The organism is Bartonella tribocorum CIP 105476 (genome assembly GCF_000196435.1).
Taxonomy (GTDB): domain Bacteria; phylum Pseudomonadota; class Alphaproteobacteria; order Rhizobiales; family Rhizobiaceae; genus Bartonella; species Bartonella tribocorum.
Genome location: NC_010161.1, coordinates 2,264,934 through 2,285,966, shown reverse-complemented (window position 1 = coordinate 2,285,966; position 21,033 = coordinate 2,264,934). Strand labels below are relative to the sequence as shown.

Below are 21,033 nucleotides of genomic sequence, written 5' to 3'. Positions count from 1 at the left end.
TTGCTTCCACGCTTTAACGACCAAAGATCTCCAAAAAATCACGGAAACCAGAAGAGCCAGAAGTGAAAGAGTCGTTGGAATGAGTCCGTGTTTCTTTAAAAGCAGATTTTTTAGAGCTGCTTTAAGTATGTCCTGTTGAACCAAAACCGCCTGTTCCACGGCTTTGGTTATGGTTTTGGTTTTTTTGTTCTGGTTCAATAGCGCAAACATTGACTTGGGTTACGGGGGCGATGACTGTTTGGGCAATGCGCATTCCCCGTTCAATAGAAAAGTCTTCCTGACCCAAATTGATGAGAAGAACTTTGACTTCGCCACGGTAATCACTATCAATGGTTCCTGGGGTATTGAGGCATGTGATGCCGTGCTTTAAAGCTAAACCAGAGCGTGGACGTATTTGTGCTTCAAGCCCAGGTGATAAATGAAAAATGAGACCCGTTGGAATAAGAGCACGCTGCCCTGGGGCAAGAACAAGCGTTTCTTCTTCTCCAAGGGCTGCACGCAGATCAAGACCCGCAGAACCCGCTGTTGCGTAGTGAGGAAGTTCTAAACCTTGTCCGTGTTCAAGACGCTGAACGAATAAAGTCAAAGGGTGTGAAGAGTGAGAAGAAACACCATTTTCTTGGGTGTTTAGAGGGGCGTTGGTTGCAGTGTTCGGCATGATCAAGGTATTTCCAAAATGTGAGATTTCAAGAAAAGTGTTACTTTAACAAAAGATAGCCATAAAACAAGTCGATAAAGTTTTTTGATGCAGGTTGTCCCCAGAGCTTGGTGATCATCTCTTGTGATTCATAAGACGCCAAAGCACCACCAAGGAAATTTTCCGGAATGGCATTATAAATGCATTATCAATGATGGCTTATGCCTATGAAGGAACACGTGCATTTGAGATCTCAATGATTTGTTATAAGATTTCTTAGATACTACAGAAATATTAAAGCACCATTAGGAGCCCTTTTAAGAAGGGCATTTCCAATGGTGATTTGATGTTTTGCTAAAAGGAACTCTTTTGGAGATCGAAATTATATGAGAGATTGAAATTACCGGGGATATGTTTTTTTTAAATACTCCCAATAAGAATCCCTGTGGCAAAAACCAGAGCCCCCCCAATGATGACCTGTAAAGAGGCGCGCCAAAAAGGGGTCGACATGTATTTGTTCTGAATCCAGACGATGGCGCCTAGTTCGAAAAAAACAATGATAAAGGCAATCACCGTTGCGAGGTAAAAAGAATGGATCAAATAGGGAAGCGTATGACCTAATCCCCCTAATGTTGTCATAATGCCGCTGGCAAGACCTCTTTTTAAGGGTGAACCACGCCCTGATAATTTTCCATCATCATGGGCTGCTTCTGTAAAACCCATTGAAAGTCCCGCACCAATAGAAGCTGAGAGCCCTATCAAAAAAGTTTGATGCGTTTCTCCTGTGGCAAAAGCTGCGGCAAAAATGGGAGCAAGAGTCGAGACAGAGCCGTCCATTAACCCTGCAAGACCTGGTTGAATCCATGTCAAAAGGGTTTGTTTTTCCGCTTTCGAGGGCTTTTTTATGGTGTGATTTGCCGCTGTTTTTTTCTGTGAAGCTTGGCTCCCTTTGCTTTTTATAAAAGAAGTTTGCTCACATAATCCACCCGAGCCACCCACCGTATGGGCACGATTATGGCAAGAAAGACACAAAAGTTGTTTATAATTTTCAAGCTCTTGAAGCCCCATGGCGGTAAAAACCGCGGCTTCTTTAGAGGAATAGGGCTCTAGAGCTTTTGCATATTTTAAATAAAGCGCGGCATGTTTCTCTTTTGCTTTGAGCGCTTGAAGCAGCATTTTTTGTGCTGAACGAAAGGACAGAGTTTTACGCTGTACAAATGAAAAAAACGATTTCAACATTCTCTGTTCCTTTGCACTTTAGAATAATTCTAAAACATGAAGAAAAATAAACTGAAAGTCAACCTAAAAGTTAAAAACTGAAAAAGTGCAAAAAGGTTGCGCTGGAAAAAAAACGAGTGCTGGGGCTTATGCAAGTAAAGTTGGCAAATCTGGAAAATACAAGGAAGTACAAGAGAATTTATCAAATGGGTGATTTATCGAGTGGGGTGATTTATAAAGTGGGGTCTGAGAGGGGCTGCGTGATAGTCTTGAGAGAAAATATGCTTATTTTGCTCAATTTTGCTAAAAGAAAGTTTTCAATGGCGCATTCTCATATTGATGTTTGAAGAATATAGGGAAAGAAAGAGGACTGCGTCATCATTTATTTGATGCGTTCAAAAGGCGATAACAACTTTTGCACTTTGAGATCATTCTTTAAAGACGACTTTTTTCAAGCAACAAAAGCCTATTTTACAAGGGCATCCGTGAAGCGTATAGGTGAAGCGTATAGAAGGTGAGAGCGGCAAAGCCCCCATGAAATAATACAAACGCCATTGAGTCTTCTCACTTTCAAGCTTCACAAAAGAGCAAGCCGGCACTCTCATACCCTTCTGTTCCCAATGTTATGACAGCTTTTAGCACATTTCATTATAGCATTTTATTTGCACAGTTTTACGCTCCGCATCCTGCTTAGGTATAAGCCAATATTCTTATGATATTGATGCACATTGAGCGTTGTTATAGCTTTTGTATTTAGGTGGATCTGTCAGAGTTAACAAATTATCTTTTGGGCTGTGATTGCAGGGGATAGATTTAAGGGTGGCAGTGCATAAATGAGAGAGATATGATCATATCCAATTGTTTGATTACGCATGAAAATTGATGCTTTATGAAGGGCAATTTATCGCCTTGTAACTTGCCTTATATCTTGCATGAAAGCCCCAAATTCAGTAGGATTCTCTTACTTCAAAACTTGTTATCTTGAATCAATTCAAATCATTTGCTTGTAGATCACAAGGAGGGGTGTGGGCTTATTAAAAAGTGTGATAAGCTGCAATGTGAGGGGAGTATAATCTCTGTGTAGTGAAGGAGATTGCTCTTAGCGTTTTGAAAAATATGTTAAGTTTTGTAGAAAAAGGCGGGGTATATATGGAAATTGATGAAAGTTTAGAATGGCTTTTACGTTCTCAAAAACTAACAATACTGCAGGCAGCGTTATTGATAGCTGACTTGAATCCACTCATATGTGAATTTTCCAACAAAAACAGACCTGAAAACAGCAATATTTACGAAGGAGGGGATAGAGTACCGCTCGCTAAAGTTGCTTTGTTCCGAGCTGTTTATCAAGAGATAGTAAGAGTAGTAGAAGAGGGAAAATTAAGGGTAGAATGGTACTATCTTTGTGATTTTCGGGGGTTTCGTTTGGACGAGAATCCTATTGTTGCATATTCTTCTGTTTCTCTAGATGATTTGAAAGAATGGCTTTTATTGTGTGGTAAGAGACCTAAAAATTTTTTCCCTGAGGATGATTCTCGTGACACTAAGGATAAAAAATATATGTTTCAAGATCCAACGCATCCACGCTATGCTTCAAAGCTTGCTGCAGCTGTTGCAGCTTGGGAAGCGGTGAACGAGGCTAAGGGTGGTAAAACTGTTAAAGCAACGCTTGCAGAATGGTTGCGACAGAATGCTGATCAATATGATTTACACAATAAGAAAACTGGTAAGTTAAAAGAGGATGTTATTGAGCAGATTTCAAGTGTTGCTAATTGGGAACCTACCGGAGGGGCTCCTAAGACACCTGCCAATTGATTTTACCAAAAGAAAAAAACAAAAAGATCACTAAAAGTGTGCTGCTTTTTTTGATAATTTTGAAGATAATCTCCTTTTCTGGGGGAAGTTTTTACCTTTCTCCCCTAGGTTTTAAGTAATTGTTTTTAAATAATAAAATATTTTATAGTGTTTCAAGGATTGTTTAGAGGAAGAAAAATAGACATTTTGGGGCAGCAAAATTTACCCTGTAGTTTTCGTAACTTATCCCTCTATTTTTGTTTGATTTTTTTTGGCATCGTTCAATCGGTATTCACAATAACGGAATTGAACATGATCAAAATATTTTCTTTTTTTATGGGGCGTGGAAGCGCAAAAAATTCTCAAATCAATGCACCGATAAATACACCGATATTGGAGCAGCCTGTTGCCAATGAGGTGGTGCGTAAATCGTTTAGAATAGGTGTATTGTCGTTTTGGTTAAAGTTTGAACTTACCTTTGTTATGGAAAAGGTCAAAGCTGAGCGCCATGCGCGTTCTCCATAAAGAAATTTTGTCATCTGTGAGCGAAAAAGGATTTCTCTTGAAAAATTTACGCTATGGAAAAAAACACTCTATGGCACAATATGAAAAGGATATAATTTATCATGAGGGAAATGCAAAAAGAAAAACAATGGTATGGCGTGGTTACGATAGAATGCTATGCTGCCGATATGCAGATGATCAACATTCTCGTTTATCTCTTGTCTATTATCTCTTGTCAATGGAAGTGATGAACGGGCTATGCTTTAGGGTGTGATGGGGATCAATGGTGGGAGAATGACAAGTGCTGGCGATAGGGAAAGAGAATATATCCCGCTAAAGGGGTGCGTTTCTTGGAAATAAAGTTGATCATTAAAATTGCTTTTTTTTGCAAAGAAAAAATTTTTTTATCCTTTATGGGGTGTAAAAAAAGAAGTATTGATATGAGGTGCAAAAAAAGAGGCGGTGAGAGCATCAGAAATTGGCGGTAAAGCAAATCAATTCAGTCGCTTGGTATCGTTTTTTGTTGATATGAAGCCTATATTATATACGGGAGCCTTTCTGCTTGTGAAGAAGCAAGCCGGCACCATCACACACTTTGCCAGCCCTAAAATGTTGCGACAGATCTTGCATTTGAGAGCGTTCATAAGGACCATTTTTACTCCTTTCTTATATAAATTTGATCCACACGCTCATCCCACTTGTTCTGTGCAAATGAGTGGTTTTGATTGATTCAACATACATAGGTTTGAAATGAAAGAATCTTACGTTATTCGAGACTCTCACTCAACATACAAAATAGTGAATTATCATTATAAATCAATGCCTTGTATACTTTATGAGAAATGTTCTCATTTATCGAGAATCTTTCTGCTTGTCATGGTTGTATTCTCAAAAGGTGAAGTTTTTTGCTTTTTGTAGAAGTTTTTTGTGAAAAGAGGGTTTGAGAGGCAAAAAGATAAGATGAGGGGTGAAAATTTATTTGCGCGACTGAAAGCTATGAGAGATGGGCGAGGGCATTGAAGTTTAAGGCAGTAACTATGATGTTCTTTGTGCAGGAAGAAAAACGGGTGGTGCGCTGATTTCTACGTGGTTATCTACTTGGGTTAGAGAAAGATGTAAATCTCTCCTTTTTTCTCTCTGTAAAATGATATGACGAAAGTTCACAAATGGTAAGCGGATGTTTGCTGGAGAAGGCGGGGTACGGAGAGTGAGGGCTATTATCAATAGGCTTCTTTTTTGTGTTGTGAGTGATTTATCATTTTTTTGAAAGCACTGACTTCGGATTAGATTTTAGTGATCTCTTGCTTTCTTTTTCGAAGGAAATAGTCCCCCTGTAAGGAGAATAGATCCTGAGGGCTGTTTATTATGAAACGCGTTTTCTAGAGGGGGCATTGAGGGAAAATTATAAGCCTTCCTATCGGGTAAGCTTCTTCATTTCAGTTTGTCATCGTTCTTTTTTTCGCGTTGATTAGGATGATGATATTGTTGGATATCTTAAGTAAAAGGGAACGCCTAAATGACGAAAGGAGTGGTTTTCCACTCCTTCGTTCCTATCTCCCCTTGCGGGGAAGCGGCCACCATTGCTGATGCCGTATGTACTTATTTATATACGCTTATTTTTTTTAAAAGTCAATGTTGTAAACGCGGTAAATGTTTAAGCATAAGCGCAACAACTTTATGAAATTCTTCTTCCGATAACCTTGGAATGCTCCGTGAACAACTCAGACGGCTTACTGAAACTGTTGTTACATAATTGCAGATAATCCATGCTTTTTTACGTTCTATCGGAGATTGTAGGGCATAAGCTGCAGGATTGTTCGGTTGCGATTTTGTCGAAAATGGCAAAACCGTAACATTACCATAGAGTTTTGCATTCTTAGAGAGCACTAAAACAGGACGTTTTTTCCAGAATTCGGGTAAGATCGAATCATGAGGAAAATCGCACCAAAAAACTTGCCGAATGCGAGGGGCTGATTTGAGCCGAGGTTTTATATGCGGGGGTTTTGTGTAAGGCGCATTTAAATCCCTGAATTTCTCATGTTCTCGCCAGGCGGCATGATCATGTTCCATTACAGTAGGCGGAGCTTCAAGGTGACAGATATCTAAAGGAGTAAGCGAGGGAGGGGGTGTGTTTTTATCCTCAGGCATGGTTGACCATTCAATATTTATGGGTCCCCTCACTTATTCTCTAATCACTTTTCTAAAGCTTGCTTCTATCAAAATATTGCCTATGCGTACAGAGAAGCAAAACAATAAAATAAAAATATTCGTTGTTTTTGTTGTTTCTCCTCCCTTTGGAGAGGAAAACATTGATAACAACATAAAACCTGCAAATGTATGAAAAAACACAGGGATATTATACAACAAAAGGTTGTTTCATCTGTTTAAAAATGAGCAGAAATTTGAGGGGAGATGATGTGTGTGGGATGCGTGGGGGTAATTTTTATGCTCTGGAGGCTTTGTGATGGGTGTTTGCAAAACAGAACGCTACCCAGTTGCCAATTCACGGGCTTTTTTTAAGAAACATGTTTTAATGCTCGTCACCCCCATTTCACGGCGCCAACTATGAATGGTATAATGATAAAGCCATTGAGCACTTCCATTTTTATACTTATGGAGAAGCGAGACGGTATTATCCACACTTTATCAACTCCCATGTTGCGACAGCCCTTAGCACTTGAGAGCGTTCATAAGGACCATTTTGACTCCTTTCTTGTATAATTTTTACCTACACATCAGCTGCGTTTATGGAGAAGCGAGACGGTACCATCCACACTTTACCAACCCCCATGTTGCGACAGCCCTTAGCACTTGAGAGCGTTCATAAGGACCATTTTGACTCCTTTCTTGTATAATTTTTACCTACACATCAGCTGCGTTTATGGAGAAGCGAGACGGTACCATCCACACTTTACCAACCCCCATGTTGCGACAGCCCTTAGCACTTGAGAGCGTTCATAAGGACCATTTTGACTCCTTTCTTGTATAATTTTTACCTACACATCAGCTGCGTTTATGGAGAAGCGAGACGGTACCATCCACACTTTATCAACTCCCATGTTGCGACAGCCCTTAGCACTTGAGAGCGTTCATAAGGACCATTTTGACTCCTTTCTTGTATAATTTTTACCCACACATCAGCCGCGCTTATGACGTGCAAACAAGTGACATTGATTCATGTCGCAGATGATTTGAAATGAGAAAATCTGACTATATTCAGGGTTATGATTTAAGTTGAAAAAGAATAATTTTTCATTAAAATCAGTATGTTGTATGCTTGTGAAGACCCCATTGCGCTATGAGGTGTTTTTTTTAGAGCAAGCATGCTCTTGTGCGCGTGGGGGGCGGGTGATTGTTATGTCTTGTGGCCTGAAAGAATGCCTTTTGACGTAATATAGAGGCTTATAAGGGTGAAAAATAGGCTTGAGACAACATTCCAACCAGCAAATGAGAGAAAAAGAAAACGTATGGGGGCTTCAGAACAAGAAGGAGGGTGAATGTTGTTTAATTGGTTAAGCAGTTGGTTAACGTCTAAGGCTTTGCGTACGGTGTTTGAACCACAACTGAGGGGAGCGGTCCAAAAGCCATATTCAACACCGGCATGATAAATGGCGAGAACAAGGCTGATGCTCATTAAGACAAAAACACATAAAAATAAAAGTTGTATCCAAGAAGACATGCGAAAAAACCATGCGCCAAAACCTGCTAAGAGCAAAAATGGTATGGCACCGTAATAGGGAAAACGCTCGATAAGACATAAATCGCAAGGAAGATACCCGCCAAGATGTTCAAAACCAAGGGCAAGACCTATTGTGGCGGACAAGCAAAAAGCGAGAAAAAAAGCCCATAAACTTTGTTCTTTTCTACTGGGTTCAAGATGAAGGTGCTTCTTTAAAAATGAATGGGAAGATAAAGCACATGCCATTGGGTCTGTTCCTTATAAAAGCTGCTTGTTTAAAAAAACGATGAAAATCCCATAAATTAAAAGGAGACTAACACACCCCATGAGGACAATCCATTTGAAATGTTGTCGTAGAAAATTCATTGCTTTTTGTCCAAAATGTTTAATCAGCCACGCGAGAAGATAAAAACGTGCACCTCGGGAAAAAATACAAATGAGAATGAAAAGTTCAAGACGTACACTCATCACACCGGCCAAAATTGTGACAATCTTGATGGGGGGAAGATGAAAAAAACCTGATGTTATCAATAAAATAATCAGAAATTGCAGGGTTGCACTGTTTTTTAAAGCTTCAAAACTTTCAACTTTACCGTAAAATTCTAAAATAGGTTTGGCAAGGGTATCATAGGCAAAATGTCCGATAAACCAACCGACAATACCTCCCAAAACAGAACAGATCGTTGCAATCAAAGCATAGCGATAAACTTGCTTTTGACGGATAAGCAGCAGCGGGATATATAAAACATCTACGGGAATTGGAAAAACAGAACTTTCAATAAAGGCAATGAAACCAAGCCAGTGTGGTGCTGTACGCCGATTTGCTAAAGAAATCGTCCAAAGCTTTAATTTGTTTAATATCATGAGGTTTTTTATAAATTTAAGAGGTAAAAACTTTACAAATGAAATTGCTATAAATCCGATAAAGAAAATATTCCATAAAACAGAGAAGAAAATGAGAGAAATTCTTAAAAAAGAAGAAGTGTGGTGTTGACGAATCTATGCTTCTTCATATAGTGCAAAGAGATAATCGACAGGTCTGTCTTTTATAATACAAGTGCGGGTGTGGTGGAACTGGTAGACGCGCCAGACTCAAAATCTGGTTCCGAAAGGAGTGTCGGTTCGAGTCCGACCACCCGCACCATTTATAGATTTTCTACAATATCACTAGGTATCGTCGTTTATCTTATTTCCTTTATAACTCATTGTTTTTATTTCTAAAATTGTATTTTTTATACGACCTTGATATCTGGTGAATCCGTCAAAAGCGCAATTCAAAAGGTGGTTCAAAAGGTGGTTTAAAAAGTGATTAGGAAAACAAGAACGCGTGATAGATTATCCACCTTATCCGTAAAAAATTTGCCTAAAGGTAAATATGCAGATGGGGCTGGATTATGGCTTATCAAAACAGCACAGAATCAAGGGCGTTGGGTTTTTCGATTCGATTTCAATAAAAAACGTCGTGAAATGGGGTTAGGCTCTTGTAGCGTTGTATCTTTGAAAGAAGCAAGGCTTAAGGCTACAGCTTGCCGTGATCTTTTGCAACAAGGTATTGACCCGATTCGTAAAAGGAAAAATGAAAAGTTACGACAAGCGGTTGATAGTATTTCTTTAAGAGAAATAGTTTTAAGTGCTTTTGAAGCTAAAAAAAGCGAATTGAAAAATGAAGGAACCGCAGCAAGGTGGTTAACACCTCTCACATTGCATGTTTTTCCTAAACTTGGAGATATAGCAATTACTGAATTGACGCAGATTGATATAAAAGAATGCTTATCCCCTATTTGGAAAACCAAAAACGAAACAGCAAGCAAGGCTTTATCGCGTTTGAATATTGCTATAAAACATGCCGCAGCGCGTGGTATAGATGTGGACATGCAATTGGTACCAAAAGCAAAAGCTTTATTGGGAAAATTTATTCAAAATGTTCAAAATATTCCAGCAATGCCATGGAAAGAAGTTCCAGCTTTTTATCAATCTTTAGATGATAATGTTGTATCGAATTTAGCCTTAAAGCTTTTAATTCTAACCGGCGTTCGTTCAATGCCAATTAGGCATATACGGTTGGAGGAGATTAATCAGTCAATATGGACAATCCCAAAAGAAAATATGAAGGGAATAGTTGGAAAGGTTTTTGATTTTCGCGTACCACTTACAGATGAAGCGATTTCTATTATTGAAAAAGCAAAAACAATCGAAAAAAATGGATTTTTGTTTGTTGGAAACTCTGGAAATCCTATATCGGATATGACACTTTCTAAATTTATGAAAGATAGAGGGATTGCATATCGACCACACGGATTCAGATCTAGTCTTCGTGATTGGATAGCAGAGACAACATCAACATCATTTGAAATTGCGGAATTTACGTTGTCTCATTCAGTGGGGAATTCAGTCACAAAAGCTTATATGAGGACTGATTTTTTAGAACAGCGTCGTGTTCTTTTAGAACAGTGGTCATCTTTTGTGACTGGGCGTTGATTGTTTACGATAGTGGTGGTATCTCTATAGAGTTTCTTTCGGCTTTTTTGCTTTCAATATAGCGGTCAATTTCAACGATATCCCATTTTAAATATCGCCCTTCTTTTATTGGTTTAGGGAAATTTCCATCTTTTACAAGCTCTCTAATGCACGTCATAGACATTCCAAGATAAATTGAAAGATCTTGTATATTGACGAGTCTTTGCAAGCGCATTGATAATAAAGCCCGTTCAAATATACTTACTTTTTCTATTGATTCTGTTAATTTTTCTTCATTCATTTAAAGAAATCCTTCTTATTTATAATAATTAAAGGGTGGGGGTGCTAGGAGGCATTGGTGAGGATAAGCACCCCCATAGTTTCAAGCGGCTTTTGTAGAGATTCTTTGTATCTCTTGTTCTATTTCTGCTAAAAAAGCTTCGACCGCTTGATTAATCTGTTCAATTTGTTTGTCATCACGGTAGATGCGTTTGATTTTCATACGCAAGTGAGATGAAACTCCGGTAAAGCGTGGGTCATAACTGATAAAATCACACCATTGACGTTCCGTACAAGCCATTTGGAATTGCATTTGCGCATGATATTCTGGTTTGATCTCATCATCTATACAAAAGCGTAAATGGTTGATTGATTGTGGGCATTTGATTTCGATTAAACCGTTTTCACCAATAAGCCCATCAGGGCTAGCCCCCGCCATTTTGATTGTGGGGTGTTGGATAAAACCACATTGAGTGATTTCTGTATCATAAATGAATGCATATTCTTTTAGAGCATCTTCTTCATGTTCAATGCCCCATTGCATAGCCGGCGTTGGATAAGATTGGCTTATTTCACCCGTTAAACGCTCTGTCATAAGTTTGATTTTGTAATCTTCATACTTACTTGTAGGGGTTCCCTTTGCTGTTTTACTAATAACGTTATAAACGTTTGAAGCGGTGACTTTTCCTAACCGTGCTTGAAACCATTGTGCTGTTCTTTGTTCCATCTCACACCGCCGTTTGTTGTTGAGTTGGTGCATATTCGATATCTTGGATATGAATATATTCGGCATCTTGTATAGGCGCGTCTATTTGCTCTTGTTGCGGGTGAGATTGTAGAGCTCTTTCTTTTTGAATATTTTGCTTTTTTTCCAATAGCTCTAAAATCTCTTGTGCTTTTTCACAAGACAGATCTGTTATGTTTTCGACATTTGCGTAAGAGAGAAGAATATTTTCATTCGTTTGTGTTTCTTTAATTAACAGTTTGATTTGTTCGAGCATGGTATGAGAAACAAATTGTATTTGTGTATTCCGGCTTGCTTCATTGATACGCGCTGCTTCATCTTCTTCATAAATGCCAGAAAAACCAAAAGCATAGCGAGCGCATTGTATAGTTGCTTTATGACGTAACATACGAGCGGGGTATTTTTGCCAAGTGTCACTTTTTTGTTTGCATTCATTTAAATATTCGGTGACTTCGATAGGGTCTTGAATACCTTTGAGACGAATAGCGCATTTAATGGCAATGATATTACCGTCTTTATCGAGTTGATCTTGAAAGGTCATACCATCAAATTGAGGATTAGATTTAATGATCTTAATCCAGCCATCAATAGAGACAACAGGGATAATGCCGCCACCTCTTTTAGGGAGTGCGTAGATTTCTTTTGTTAATGGGTTAAGCCCATAAGTATTTGCCACCGATATAAAAGCAGCGAATTCTTCATCAGAGAAATTATGATTGATACATGTTTTAATAATTGTTTTACGGAATTGCTCATGAGAAAAGCCATATTTGCTTGCCATTGTTGTTAAAGGAGAATTTGTCATTATTGTTTCCTTATTTTACGTATGATGCACCCGTGGCGTGAACCACGCTTGTTTTGAAAAATGGTTATTTGGTTATTAGAAGCCTATCTCTTAAGGCTATAGAGTTTCATCAGTAAGTTCGTATTTTTTTTTCCATGGTTTATTGCTTCTCACGATCTAAGATCACGGTGGATCCACTAATTTTACAATCTCCAGCAATGTCTACACGACAGCGAATATATGCTTGATTATAAATTTTAGCATTTCCGTAAACGTGTACACTCCCCCCTATAACAGAATTTTCATAAATCCGTGCATAGCCATAAATTTTGGCATTATCTCTAACAGAAGAACCACCAACTTCGGCATAATCGGAAACTTGTGCATTTTCAGAAACGAGTGCATTCCCATAAATCCGCGCATCACCATAAACTTTGGCATTATCATAAACTTGTGCATTGCCAAAAATCCAACAGTCTCCCTTATGGCTTAAGTTGCTCTCTTTTTGTATAAAACCACCAAGGTCACCTTTTTTGACATATCCAAAATCTTTTAATGCACGTATGCGGTAAAGCGTGTGTCCGCCAACTTCATCCACTTCATCGGTCAGTTCGTATTTCTTTTTTATCATAATAACCTCCTCTTAATGCATGTTTTGTCGTTTCATTTCTTGAGACAGCACCCCCATGCCTTTTGTTGTAATTTTTGCTGAAGGAATGACTTTTTCTGTTCCATTTTCGGTTTGAACAGTGTGTGTAGGACAATCCATAAGACCTTTTTGGATTTTATCTTGATAAGGCAACAAAGGAGCCCCGAAAGTGCGTCGATACACCCATCCTTTTTTCTGTAGGAACTGAATGAACTGTTTTGGTTGCATTTCGAGAATTTTAGCAGCTTCAGTAAGACCGAAGAGCCCATCAGAGCGTTGCAAGCTTTCCAAAGCCATTGCTTTTGGTTTTAAATATTCAATGATAGTATCTTGTTGATTTATTTGTCCTTGTAGGTAATTCAAAAAGCCCATCATAGCTTTTGGACTTGAATAGTCGATTTGTTGTGGTATTGCTGCCTGCTTTGCACGCCGCTCACATTCGATAAAGTATAAACGGGCCTCTCTACCTTTCTTATTGTTCTCAATCATAGAAAGTTCTTTGGCTACGTTTAGAGTGAGAGCATAATCTTTAGAAGGACGACCACCTTGGAGGTTTTCCCCAAAATTGGGTAAAACTAAATAATCCTTATTTTCTAATAAGTTATATTTTTTGATGCGGTCTTTAATCCAAGTAGAGAAATGTTTACCTACTTCTAAAAAGGCATGCAATTCACGTGCGTTGACTGTTTGAACGCTTTCTTCGTTAATGGTGTTATTTGTAATAGTGATAGGATTATCCATTTTTATGATCTCTTTTAATTACCAATCTTGATGAGAGAAGGGGCGTTCTTAAAAACGCCCTCTATAGTGTGTATAGGATGGGTAGTTTGGAATGACATCCGAAAGAGTTAGACGGTGCTGCTGTTCATAAGTACCGTAAGTTTCATCTTCATATCGCTGCTGTTCGATTTCTTCTAAAAAAAAATCGTATGCGGAGCTGTGTAGAACAAAGTCGTGAGGTATGTTTCCATTGAAGCACTGTTCTTCACGTTCTTTAAGATAGCATTCGGCAAGATCTTCAGAAATATCTTCACAACGATTAGTTGTTGGTTCCACACGGAAGATTTGAACAGCATTATCGGCTTGGTCGATAAATTTGATCATGTCCTTTTCTTCTAAGAACGGGCCAGATTTAGCGAGATTTTGTTCTTCATTTTCGCAGATGACTAAGAGAATTTCATCAGAATTTATAAACACTGGTTTTTCCATAAACGCCTCCATTATCAAATATTTAAATACATTTTGAAAAAAACGCCTTGACATAGGATTTTTTTTTCGGGGTATGGTGCTGTGATAATTGTATTTTATGCACAAGTCAACTAAAATTTTGCATAAAACGCAAAAATAAATCTTAAAATATATAATTAATTTATGCGCTATCCACAATTTAGGAGATGTTTATGAGCGATATAGATAAAAAAATAGAATCTGTTTTCTCATTATTTAATGAAAAAGAGCAGTTAATTCTTACTTATTTTGTTTTTAATTTTTTTAATAATTCAAGAAAATCAAGCACCGCTTCTTTGTCGACTGGATCAAGCGATGCACATATTTTCATAAAATCCAAGTCTACTTCTTTATAAAAACTGGGTGGAGGTTCATTAAAAAATTCAGAAATTTTCACTAGTTCATCTATTGTTATATCTCGCGTTTTCCCATTCTGATAGGTATTAAGCATGCGATTCACTGCTGACGGGTGTAGCTCTAAATGTAATGCTAATAATGTTTGTGCGCCGTGTCCTCGTTCTTTAAGACGCTCTTTAATCCATAGCTTAAGTTTGGACTGAATATCTTGTTCCATAGTTTGTATAATCCTTGAAAATATATTTTTATGCAAATGTGTAAAAATGACAAAAACGCATAATTTTGTTGACTTGTGCATAAAACGCAATTATTTATTGCACTGTTATGGAGATTACATATGCCTGCGAGATTAATTATAAAATATTTAGGTGGCTTAAAAACTGTAGCAGTTATAGTGCAAAGAGATGTGTCATCTGTTTCTAGATGGCATGATTTTATCCCAGCAAAACACCAACAAAAATTATTAACCTATGCGCGTGATCATGGGATAGATTTGCGTCCCGAAGATTTTTTTTATCCCGAGCGTTTGCAGTCATTAATGCAAGAGCAACGCTCCCCATTGTCGAAAATTTGCAAGAGCCGCGGTGTTGATCACACCGGCGAGACTTTGCAGCATTAAGGAGATCAAAATGAGTTTAAATGAAATGATAGCGATAGTTGTGTGTGTGGTGTTTGGAGCATTGCTTTTATGCGGAGTGATGTTTCGTTTTGCTTTGTATTATCGAGATCAAGTTAAGGCGCTTAAAAAGGAAGATTGAAGATGAAGAATTTGCAGCTAGGGCTTTAAAAAAAGAACGCGAAGAAATTAGAGAGATCATTAGTGGATATGATGAGAATGTAGAAAAATATGAAGAGGAAATTAAGAGACTTAAAGAAACTAGAGACGAGTACAGAAAAAAATTACAACGAAAAAACGAAATTATAGATACCCTTGAAGCAGAAGCTAAATCACGTGGTGAAGAAATAGAAAAACTTACACAAGAGCTTAAGCAGCGTGGTGAATCTGTAAAAGAAAAGTCTCATAAAAATAAGAAGAAAAGTAAGTGAGGAGAGAGAGATGGCAATGATACCTACAGCTATTTTTATGGCTACTAATTTTTATCTGCTCTATCAAGTTTATTACTGGTTTAAACTGACACAAGAATTGAGAGATGAGATAGACGAAAAAAACAAAATAATATGGGATTTAGAGGATGAGCTTAGCCTGAAAAACAACCGACGAAATGTGTCCAAAAAATAGACTTCATTGTTTTTTGGGGATGATTTGATGAGGTGTGTTCTAAAATGAAGAGTGGAGAAGCTGCTTTATCTAAATTTTGGGGCAGGATAAAAATCTCCCATTTAATTTCTTCTCTTGGGTCGATGTTAAATGGAGCAACAGTGTATCCATTAAATAGTATTTGTGGTTTAGTTTTAGGATTTATAAGATTAATGTGCTTTGATGATGTTGGATAAATTTCTATCGTTTGACTAAGTCTAGGAGGACAACACTTTATCTTATAAAATTCGAAAGGGCACTTTTTATCTATCCAGATATTATCCATTTGAATTATTCGTTCGGTAGGATTTATGATACGTACTATTATACTGATGGGGCCATTATTAGGGTCATCTTCATCTGGAGTGGGGCTATTAGGCTTAAAAAGTAGCGATGGTCCTAAATCCAGCTCTTCTTTTGTTTTTAGTAAAAAATTGACGTGTTTTTCTGCTAATGTAGCTTGCTTTTGCAATGATTTATTTTGGTCTTCTAAATGGTTAAACTGTTTTTCTACATTGCATAAATCTTCTCGTCGAGTTTTCTCTGCTCTTTTTAGGTCTGCGTTTCTCACACACCATGACAGCAAAAACGAGATCGTACTACCAATGAGAGCAGAGATGATACTACTGAGTATATCAAGTGGTATTTCCATATTCTATACACCCTTCTTTCCTTCATTTTCAGAAAAAAACAATCTTATAAAATACGTTTTGTATGGAGTGGTGCGGTGATTAACACGATTCTTTGTTTTGATCTAGGTACGAAGATGGGGTGGGCGATACGAGGGGGAAATGGTCATATATTCAGTGGTACGATGAGTTTGCAACCCCGTCGTTTTGAAGGCGGGGGAATGCGTTATTTACGCTTTAAGCAATGGCTTAATGAGATAAAGCATACAGCAGGTGATATTGACGCGGTGTATTTTGAAGAGGTGAGGCGTCATGTTGGAACCGATGCAGCGCATGTTTACGGTGGTTTATTAGCAGCATTAACGGCGTGGTGTGAAGATCATGAGATACCGTATGAGGGGATACCCGTAAGTACGATTAAGAAAGCGACGACGGGGAAGGGGAATGCGTCGAAAGAAGAGATGATAGAGGCAATGCGTTCGAAAGGGCATGTGCCTTGTGATGATAATGAAGCGGATGCTTTAGCAATTTTATATTTGGTTAAAGAGAAGGAGATCTTAGAGTGATGTCCAGTAATAAAGTGGCGTGGGTAAAGTTTAGTACAGATCAGTTTTTAAAAGATCTTATGGGCTTAAAAGCGACCGAGAAGGCTGTTTATACAACACTTGTATTGCTAATGAATGATAGGAAAGCGCCTCTTATAAATAATGCGTCTTATTTATCGAGTTGGTGTGGGTGTTCAGTGAAAACGTTTCAAAAGGCGTTAGAGAGTTTAATCAGCACTGGTCATATCACGCGTTTAGAGAATGGCAGCTTATGGCATAAGTCAGTAGCCTTTGATTTTGAGACAATAGATAAAGCTTCAAAAAACGCTTCAAAAGCCGCTTTAGCAAGGTGGAGTAAGAAAAGAGAGGAGGCAATACATGTCAACTAAGTTGGCTTGGGTTCGCAGCTTTCCTTCGGATTGTCTTGCAGAAACGAATGGCATGAAAGCCTTTCAAATAGCAACATACGTTACATTAAAATGGCACATGCGTAAAAGTGGAGAACCCATTTTTTATGATCAAGACAAATTGGCACATAGCGCGGGCTGTTCAAAAAAGGTTTTTAATAAAGCGTTAGAGTTTTTATTACGTGATAAGAAGATCATTTGTTTAGAAGATGGTCGCTTATGGAGTTTACAAGTTGAAGAGGAACTAAACAACTCAAATGAAAATTTAAACAAATTTTCAGAGAGAGCGCAGAAAGCAGCGAAGGCAAGATGGGATAAAAATCCAAAAGATGCTTGTGATATTAAGCATGATGCTTATGATGCTACAAGCAATGCTACAAGCAATGCTACAAGCAATGCTTATGCAATGCTAGATGATGCCAATCACAACCACAACCACAATCACATATATAATAAAAAAAATAATACTATCGTATTATCAAAAAAAGAAACTGAATTTGAAGATTTAGAAACAACGGATTTGATTGAAGCGTCACTCGAGGTTGATGCGATTGAAAGCCAATCAGATCAAAACGCAACGACATCAGAAAACCAACCTCTCATTCACGAGCAAGCAAGCGTTCTCAAAAGAGCCAAGCGGTCAAAAGCTAATCGAGGCTGTCGATTGCCTGCGGATTTTGAACCCGATTACGATTTTGCAATCAACGAAGGCTTGCCTCCAGAGCGTATCAAAGTCGAAATCGCAAAATTTAGAGATTACTGGCGTTCAAAAGCTGGAGCAAATGCAACCAAAATCGATTGGCAAGCAACGTGGCGTAATTGGGTGCGAAGAGCAATTGAAGATTTACAGAAAGGAAAAATTTATGGAAAGCCAATCACTGAAAAAACAGAACAGCAGCGTGGATGGAGTTATCGAGTTGCACAGCACATGTCCAATATTAAAAATTCAGACAGTGTGTACAAATTTTTATTCGAGGATGATAACCGAACCACCATTCCATTGGAAAACGGGGCAAAAGCCATTGATTGCAGAAGCGGAGAGAGTTACCTCATTAGTCCATGATGCGTTACAAAAGCTTGAAAAGAAAGCAACCGAAGAAGAAATTCAAACAACGTATCTTGTCCTTTCAAATGGACTTAAGAGCCCCATGGGATCAGATGAGAAAGCGACAGCACTTGCGTATCTCTACACTCTTGAAGGCATAAGCAGCTGGGTATTGCAAACAGCAACAAAGAACGCTTTGAAAGGTAAAGCAGAGGGTTTAAACGCAACCTTTATGCCATCAACAGCGGATTTTTATCGCTATTGCGAAAAACTTGAAAGCGATATTCGCTACCAAGCCAATCGCATTCTCAAGAATCTTGAAAAGCCAGAGATCAAGGCAACGGATCAAAAGGTTGTAATCACATCAGAACGCATGGAAAAGCCTTCGAAGGGATTAGAAGAGGTTTTAAAAGGAATTGAAAAGCAAACAGCAAATTAGTGAAGTTTGGTATTCATATTGGATTAGATATGCGTTTAAATCGACAAAAAGGTACCGTACAGAGCGATTTGGATATTTTATGGTGTAAACCATATCGAAATTAAAAACGCTTCTGTACAGCCCATTTCGAGGTAAATAAATCCATTGGTAAAGTTATGGATTTAAGCAAGGGGATATTAAACCAGATGTTTTTAAAAAAACGTAAACAGCCTATTCAAAAGAAATTTGTTGCAACAGCGGTTGGATATGCACCATGGGGATTAGGGGTGGCAGAGTATTTTTACAACTTGTATGAATACGAAGATGGATCAAGAGAATACGAGGAATTCGATGGTGGGCAGTATCAAGAGATGCCTTCAAATGTTGATTATAGTACCAAAGCGCAAGTGAAAGCGTGGATATACGGTGGTGATTTACCAAGAAGCGTATTGAGTTATGAACCTTTGATAGATGAGGTAAATAGGAAAATCAAAAAACGTACAAACGATGATGAGAAATGTTATTCACAAGCTTATGATATAGACAGTGAACTAGAAAAAGCGCTTGATATTCAATTAGGTATTTATCAAAATGAAAAAAAGTGAAAAAATAAAAAATACGTATTGACTTTAAAGAAAAGGTCGTTTATTAAGGTTGGCAAGTGATCAAAACACTGACCAATAGCGGATAAACCACGAAAAGGTTTCTCCCATTTCTTTAAAATACTGACTTTCTTTTATGCTTTAAGAGCGTATAATGGTTATGTCGGGTGTAGCTATGCCATACAATACCCTTCGCGAGGGAAAAGTATAGCGACGGACTATTGGCCGTGTTTTGAGCGCCCGGCGCCCTTATGGGTTGTCAATCAAAAATTTCTAACCAATAGAAAGCATTAAAATGGAAAAAAACGAAATAAAAATAACCACTGATTTCTTATGTGATTTGTGGATGGCAGTGTGTAAAGAAGTTAACACTGATTATACTGAAGACGAATATAGCAATGCTTTAGTGGAATTAATGGCAGATTTAGAAAAGGTTTTGGTTTTAAAATTACAAAACGAAATGCCTAATTTTACAAAAATTTTAGCAATCATTACAGAGTTTGGTCGTTCAGAACCAATTTACTCAATAGCGTCTCTTTTGAAAGCTTATAGACCTGATTTTGATAATGTGCATAGCATAAACGAAGCTGCTTAAATAACGTGCGGGCGCGGCGGGGGCGCCTTCTTTTTAACTTTTATTAAATTTTTAGGAAAAAAAGATGCCGCAATCCTTAATCGATATAAATCAAACAAATTTAACAAACGTAAATCAAATCAACATAGATGATAGTATTCAAACTATGTCTAGTCGTGAAATCGCAGAGTTATGTGGTAAGCAACATGCGCATATTATGCGTGATATCAAGAAAATGCTTGAAGAACTTAACGGATCCAAATTTGGATTGGTTGATTTCATCGGAACTTATGTTGATGCAAAAGGTGAAACCCGCCCTTGTTACAACCTTCCAAAGCGTGAATGCTTAATCCTCGTTTCAGGTTACAGCACCGCTTTACGAGCAAAAATAATTGACCGTTGGCAGGAATTAGAAAAGCAAGTTTCAACATCACAGCAAATCGATTACTCAAGTCCGCAGGTAATGTTAGGTGTATTAACTCATCTAAAAAACGAAAATGAGCGTAAAGATATCATAATTGCAGAGTTAAAACCAAAAGCAATAGCTCTTGATGGTTTAAAGCGTTCCGATGGTTTGTTTGGTATTATAGATGCTGCAAAAATATTGGAAATAAGACCTAAGGATTTATCAGATTACTTACGAAGATATGGTTGGGTTTACAAAAGAGTACCAAGCGGTCCATTATTACCTTATCAAGATAAAATACAAAAAGGACTAATGGATTGCACAGCCATTACTATTCAAAAAAATGATGGTACAGAAAAAACTGTACCGTCAACTAAGATTACATCTAAAGGATTGGCTTGTTTAAGAGAGCAAATCTACGGAAATATGCAATAATTAACAAAAAAGCCGTGTCCTTTAAAGACGCGGCTTTTGTTTTCACAGGAAATATATACATCACACTAAATACATATTACACAAAACGTGTAAAAACACAAGCCTTAATACATAAAAACCGCATCAAAATGAATTGATACGGCTTTTATATTCAAAACATCTCATTAGTAAGGAATTTGCTATAAACAAACTAACTAATAAATCACATATTTTGTGTATAAACGCAAGTGTATTTTTTCTCAATTTGCATCTTAAAATAGATCATGTTACCATTCATTTGCAACGTCGTGATGGCGTTGTATTTTAACCGTTCCTTAGGTTAAAAAGGTTTTTTTAAGAATCGCTACAAAATAAAGCCGTGTCAATTAATTTGACGCGGTTTTTTTG

The 21,033-nt window shown here is 37.8% G+C and carries 28 protein-coding genes and 1 tRNA gene; 15 read left to right on the top strand and 14 right to left on the bottom strand.

What is annotated here, in order from left to right; translation table 11 throughout:
- Window positions 1-121: 121 nt before the first annotated feature.
- Window positions 122-658, bottom strand: coding sequence for a dUTP diphosphatase (gene dut / locus BTR_RS10260; RefSeq protein WP_012232398.1), 537 nt, complete (start codon window positions 656-658; stop codon window positions 122-124).
- A 399-nt stretch (window positions 659-1,057) separates the two neighbouring features.
- Window positions 1,058-1,876, bottom strand: coding sequence for a VIT1/CCC1 transporter family protein (locus BTR_RS10255; protein ID WP_012232397.1), 819 nt, complete (start codon window positions 1,874-1,876; stop codon window positions 1,058-1,060).
- Window positions 1,877-3,004: 1,128 nt separating this feature from the next.
- Here BTR_RS10255 and BTR_RS13240 point away from each other — a divergent pair.
- The 3 genes from BTR_RS13240 (at window position 3,005) to BTR_RS13725 (ending at window position 4,398) form a co-directional block, all read left to right on the top strand.
- Window positions 3,005-3,667 (top strand): hypothetical protein, encoded by a 663-nt coding sequence (locus BTR_RS13240; protein WP_012232396.1) that lies wholly within the window; start codon window positions 3,005-3,007, stop codon window positions 3,665-3,667.
- Between the two features lie 291 nt (window positions 3,668-3,958).
- Window positions 3,959-4,171 carry a hypothetical protein gene (locus BTR_RS10245; protein WP_038474242.1) on the top strand — a complete coding sequence of 71 codons (213 nt, stop codon included), beginning with the start codon at window positions 3,959-3,961 and terminating at the stop codon, window positions 4,169-4,171.
- 101 nt (window positions 4,172-4,272) lie between these two features.
- Window positions 4,273-4,398: a hypothetical protein gene (locus BTR_RS13725; protein ID WP_280109590.1), complete on the top strand. Its 126-nt coding sequence runs from the start codon at window positions 4,273-4,275 to the stop codon at window positions 4,396-4,398.
- Window positions 4,399-5,779: 1,381 nt separating this feature from the next.
- Here the strand turns inward: BTR_RS13725 and BTR_RS10235 are convergent.
- The 4 genes from BTR_RS10235 to BTR_RS10220 all read right to left on the bottom strand — a co-directional run bounded on the left by BTR_RS10235 (window position 5,780) and on the right by BTR_RS10220 (window position 8,693).
- A complete protein-coding gene (locus BTR_RS10235) occupies window positions 5,780-6,298 on the bottom strand; it encodes a type II toxin-antitoxin system PemK/MazF family toxin (protein ID WP_038474236.1) in 519 nt (172 codons plus the stop codon).
- 339 nt (window positions 6,299-6,637) lie between these two features.
- Window positions 6,638-6,790, bottom strand: coding sequence for a hypothetical protein (locus tag BTR_RS13035; protein ID WP_012232394.1), 153 nt, complete (start codon window positions 6,788-6,790; stop codon window positions 6,638-6,640).
- 715 nt (window positions 6,791-7,505) lie between these two features.
- Window positions 7,506-8,075, bottom strand: a complete 570-nt coding sequence (locus BTR_RS10225; RefSeq protein ID WP_012232393.1) for a disulfide bond formation protein B — start codon at window positions 8,073-8,075, stop codon at window positions 7,506-7,508.
- A gap of 12 nt (window positions 8,076-8,087) precedes the next feature.
- The gene (locus tag BTR_RS10220) at window positions 8,088-8,693 is read right to left on the bottom strand and encodes a YqaA family protein (RefSeq protein WP_012232392.1); all 606 of its coding nucleotides are present in this window, start codon (window positions 8,691-8,693) and stop codon (window positions 8,088-8,090) included.
- A gap of 195 nt (window positions 8,694-8,888) precedes the next feature.
- On the opposite strand from BTR_RS10220, the gene BTR_RS10215 reads away from it, so the two are divergent.
- Window positions 8,889-8,973, top strand: a tRNA-Leu gene (locus tag BTR_RS10215).
- A 161-nt stretch (window positions 8,974-9,134) separates the two neighbouring features.
- A complete protein-coding gene (locus tag BTR_RS10210) occupies window positions 9,135-10,307 on the top strand; it encodes a tyrosine-type recombinase/integrase (RefSeq protein ID WP_012232391.1) in 1,173 nt (390 codons plus the stop codon).
- Between the two features lie 4 nt (window positions 10,308-10,311).
- Here BTR_RS10210 and BTR_RS10205 read toward each other — a convergent pair whose 3' ends face one another.
- From BTR_RS10205 to BTR_RS10175, 7 genes are all read right to left on the bottom strand, one after another.
- Window positions 10,312-10,587 carry a helix-turn-helix transcriptional regulator gene (locus BTR_RS10205; protein ID WP_012232390.1) on the bottom strand — a complete coding sequence of 92 codons (276 nt, stop codon included), beginning with the start codon at window positions 10,585-10,587 and terminating at the stop codon, window positions 10,312-10,314.
- Window positions 10,588-10,668: 81 nt separating this feature from the next.
- A complete protein-coding gene (locus BTR_RS10200; protein WP_012232389.1) occupies window positions 10,669-11,292 on the bottom strand; it encodes a lambda exonuclease family protein in 624 nt (207 codons plus the stop codon).
- Between the two features lies 1 nt (window position 11,293).
- The gene (gene bet / locus BTR_RS10195) at window positions 11,294-12,115 is read right to left on the bottom strand and encodes a phage recombination protein Bet (RefSeq protein ID WP_012232388.1); all 822 of its coding nucleotides are present in this window, start codon (window positions 12,113-12,115) and stop codon (window positions 11,294-11,296) included.
- 139 nt (window positions 12,116-12,254) lie between these two features.
- Window positions 12,255-12,725, bottom strand: coding sequence for a hypothetical protein (locus BTR_RS10190; RefSeq protein ID WP_012232387.1), 471 nt, complete (start codon window positions 12,723-12,725; stop codon window positions 12,255-12,257).
- 12 nt (window positions 12,726-12,737) lie between these two features.
- Window positions 12,738-13,484: a phage antirepressor Ant gene (locus BTR_RS10185; protein ID WP_012232386.1), complete on the bottom strand. Its 747-nt coding sequence runs from the start codon at window positions 13,482-13,484 to the stop codon at window positions 12,738-12,740.
- A gap of 48 nt (window positions 13,485-13,532) precedes the next feature.
- Window positions 13,533-13,952, bottom strand: coding sequence for a hypothetical protein (locus BTR_RS10180; protein ID WP_012232385.1), 420 nt, complete (start codon window positions 13,950-13,952; stop codon window positions 13,533-13,535).
- A 262-nt stretch (window positions 13,953-14,214) separates the two neighbouring features.
- The gene (locus BTR_RS10175; RefSeq protein WP_012232384.1) at window positions 14,215-14,544 is read right to left on the bottom strand and encodes a helix-turn-helix transcriptional regulator; all 330 of its coding nucleotides are present in this window, start codon (window positions 14,542-14,544) and stop codon (window positions 14,215-14,217) included.
- Between the two features lie 120 nt (window positions 14,545-14,664).
- Here BTR_RS10175 and BTR_RS10170 point away from each other — a divergent pair, with 120 nt between their 5' ends.
- The 3 genes from BTR_RS10170 to BTR_RS10165 are packed head-to-tail and all read left to right on the top strand — an operon-like array spanning window position 14,665 to window position 15,374.
- The gene (locus BTR_RS10170; RefSeq protein ID WP_012232383.1) at window positions 14,665-14,946 is read left to right on the top strand and encodes a helix-turn-helix domain-containing protein; all 282 of its coding nucleotides are present in this window, start codon (window positions 14,665-14,667) and stop codon (window positions 14,944-14,946) included.
- A gap of 10 nt (window positions 14,947-14,956) precedes the next feature.
- Window positions 14,957-15,085, top strand: a complete 129-nt coding sequence (locus tag BTR_RS13720) for a hypothetical protein (RefSeq protein WP_280109589.1) — start codon at window positions 14,957-14,959, stop codon at window positions 15,083-15,085.
- Window positions 15,036-15,374, top strand: coding sequence for a coiled-coil domain-containing protein (locus BTR_RS10165; protein WP_012232382.1), 339 nt, complete (start codon window positions 15,036-15,038; stop codon window positions 15,372-15,374). The genes BTR_RS13720 and BTR_RS10165 overlap by 50 nt, the downstream gene beginning before the upstream one ends.
- Window positions 15,375-15,526: 152 nt before the next feature.
- On the opposite strand, the gene BTR_RS10160 is transcribed toward BTR_RS10165, so the two are convergent.
- On the bottom strand, window positions 15,527-16,237 hold the full coding sequence (locus BTR_RS10160; RefSeq protein WP_012232381.1) for a hypothetical protein: 711 nt from the start codon (window positions 16,235-16,237) through the stop codon (window positions 15,527-15,529).
- 75 nt (window positions 16,238-16,312) lie between these two features.
- Between BTR_RS10160 and BTR_RS10155 the strand changes: the two genes are divergently transcribed.
- The 7 genes from BTR_RS10155 (at window position 16,313) to BTR_RS10125 (ending at window position 20,646) form a co-directional block, all read left to right on the top strand.
- Entirely contained in the window at window positions 16,313-16,780 is a 468-nt protein-coding gene (locus BTR_RS10155; RefSeq protein WP_012232380.1) for a crossover junction endodeoxyribonuclease RuvC, read from the top strand.
- On the top strand, window positions 16,780-17,148 hold the full coding sequence (locus BTR_RS10150; protein ID WP_038474229.1) for a DUF1376 domain-containing protein: 369 nt from the start codon (window positions 16,780-16,782) through the stop codon (window positions 17,146-17,148). Before BTR_RS10155 ends, BTR_RS10150 begins: the two co-directional genes overlap by 1 nt.
- Window positions 17,138-18,229 (top strand): DUF1376 domain-containing protein, encoded by a 1,092-nt coding sequence (locus BTR_RS10145; RefSeq protein ID WP_012232378.1) that lies wholly within the window; start codon window positions 17,138-17,140, stop codon window positions 18,227-18,229. The genes BTR_RS10150 and BTR_RS10145 overlap by 11 nt, the downstream gene beginning before the upstream one ends.
- Window positions 18,189-18,650, top strand: a complete 462-nt coding sequence (locus BTR_RS10140; protein WP_012232377.1) for a hypothetical protein — start codon at window positions 18,189-18,191, stop codon at window positions 18,648-18,650. Before BTR_RS10145 ends, BTR_RS10140 begins: the two co-directional genes overlap by 41 nt.
- Before the next feature lie 185 nt (window positions 18,651-18,835).
- The gene (locus BTR_RS10135; RefSeq protein WP_012232376.1) at window positions 18,836-19,234 is read left to right on the top strand and encodes a hypothetical protein; all 399 of its coding nucleotides are present in this window, start codon (window positions 18,836-18,838) and stop codon (window positions 19,232-19,234) included.
- A 292-nt stretch (window positions 19,235-19,526) separates the two neighbouring features.
- Entirely contained in the window at window positions 19,527-19,826 is a 300-nt protein-coding gene (locus BTR_RS10130) for a hypothetical protein (protein ID WP_012232375.1), read from the top strand.
- Between the two features lie 64 nt (window positions 19,827-19,890).
- Entirely contained in the window at window positions 19,891-20,646 is a 756-nt protein-coding gene (locus BTR_RS10125) for a Rha family transcriptional regulator (protein WP_012232374.1), read from the top strand.
- Window positions 20,647-21,033 lie beyond the last annotated feature (387 nt).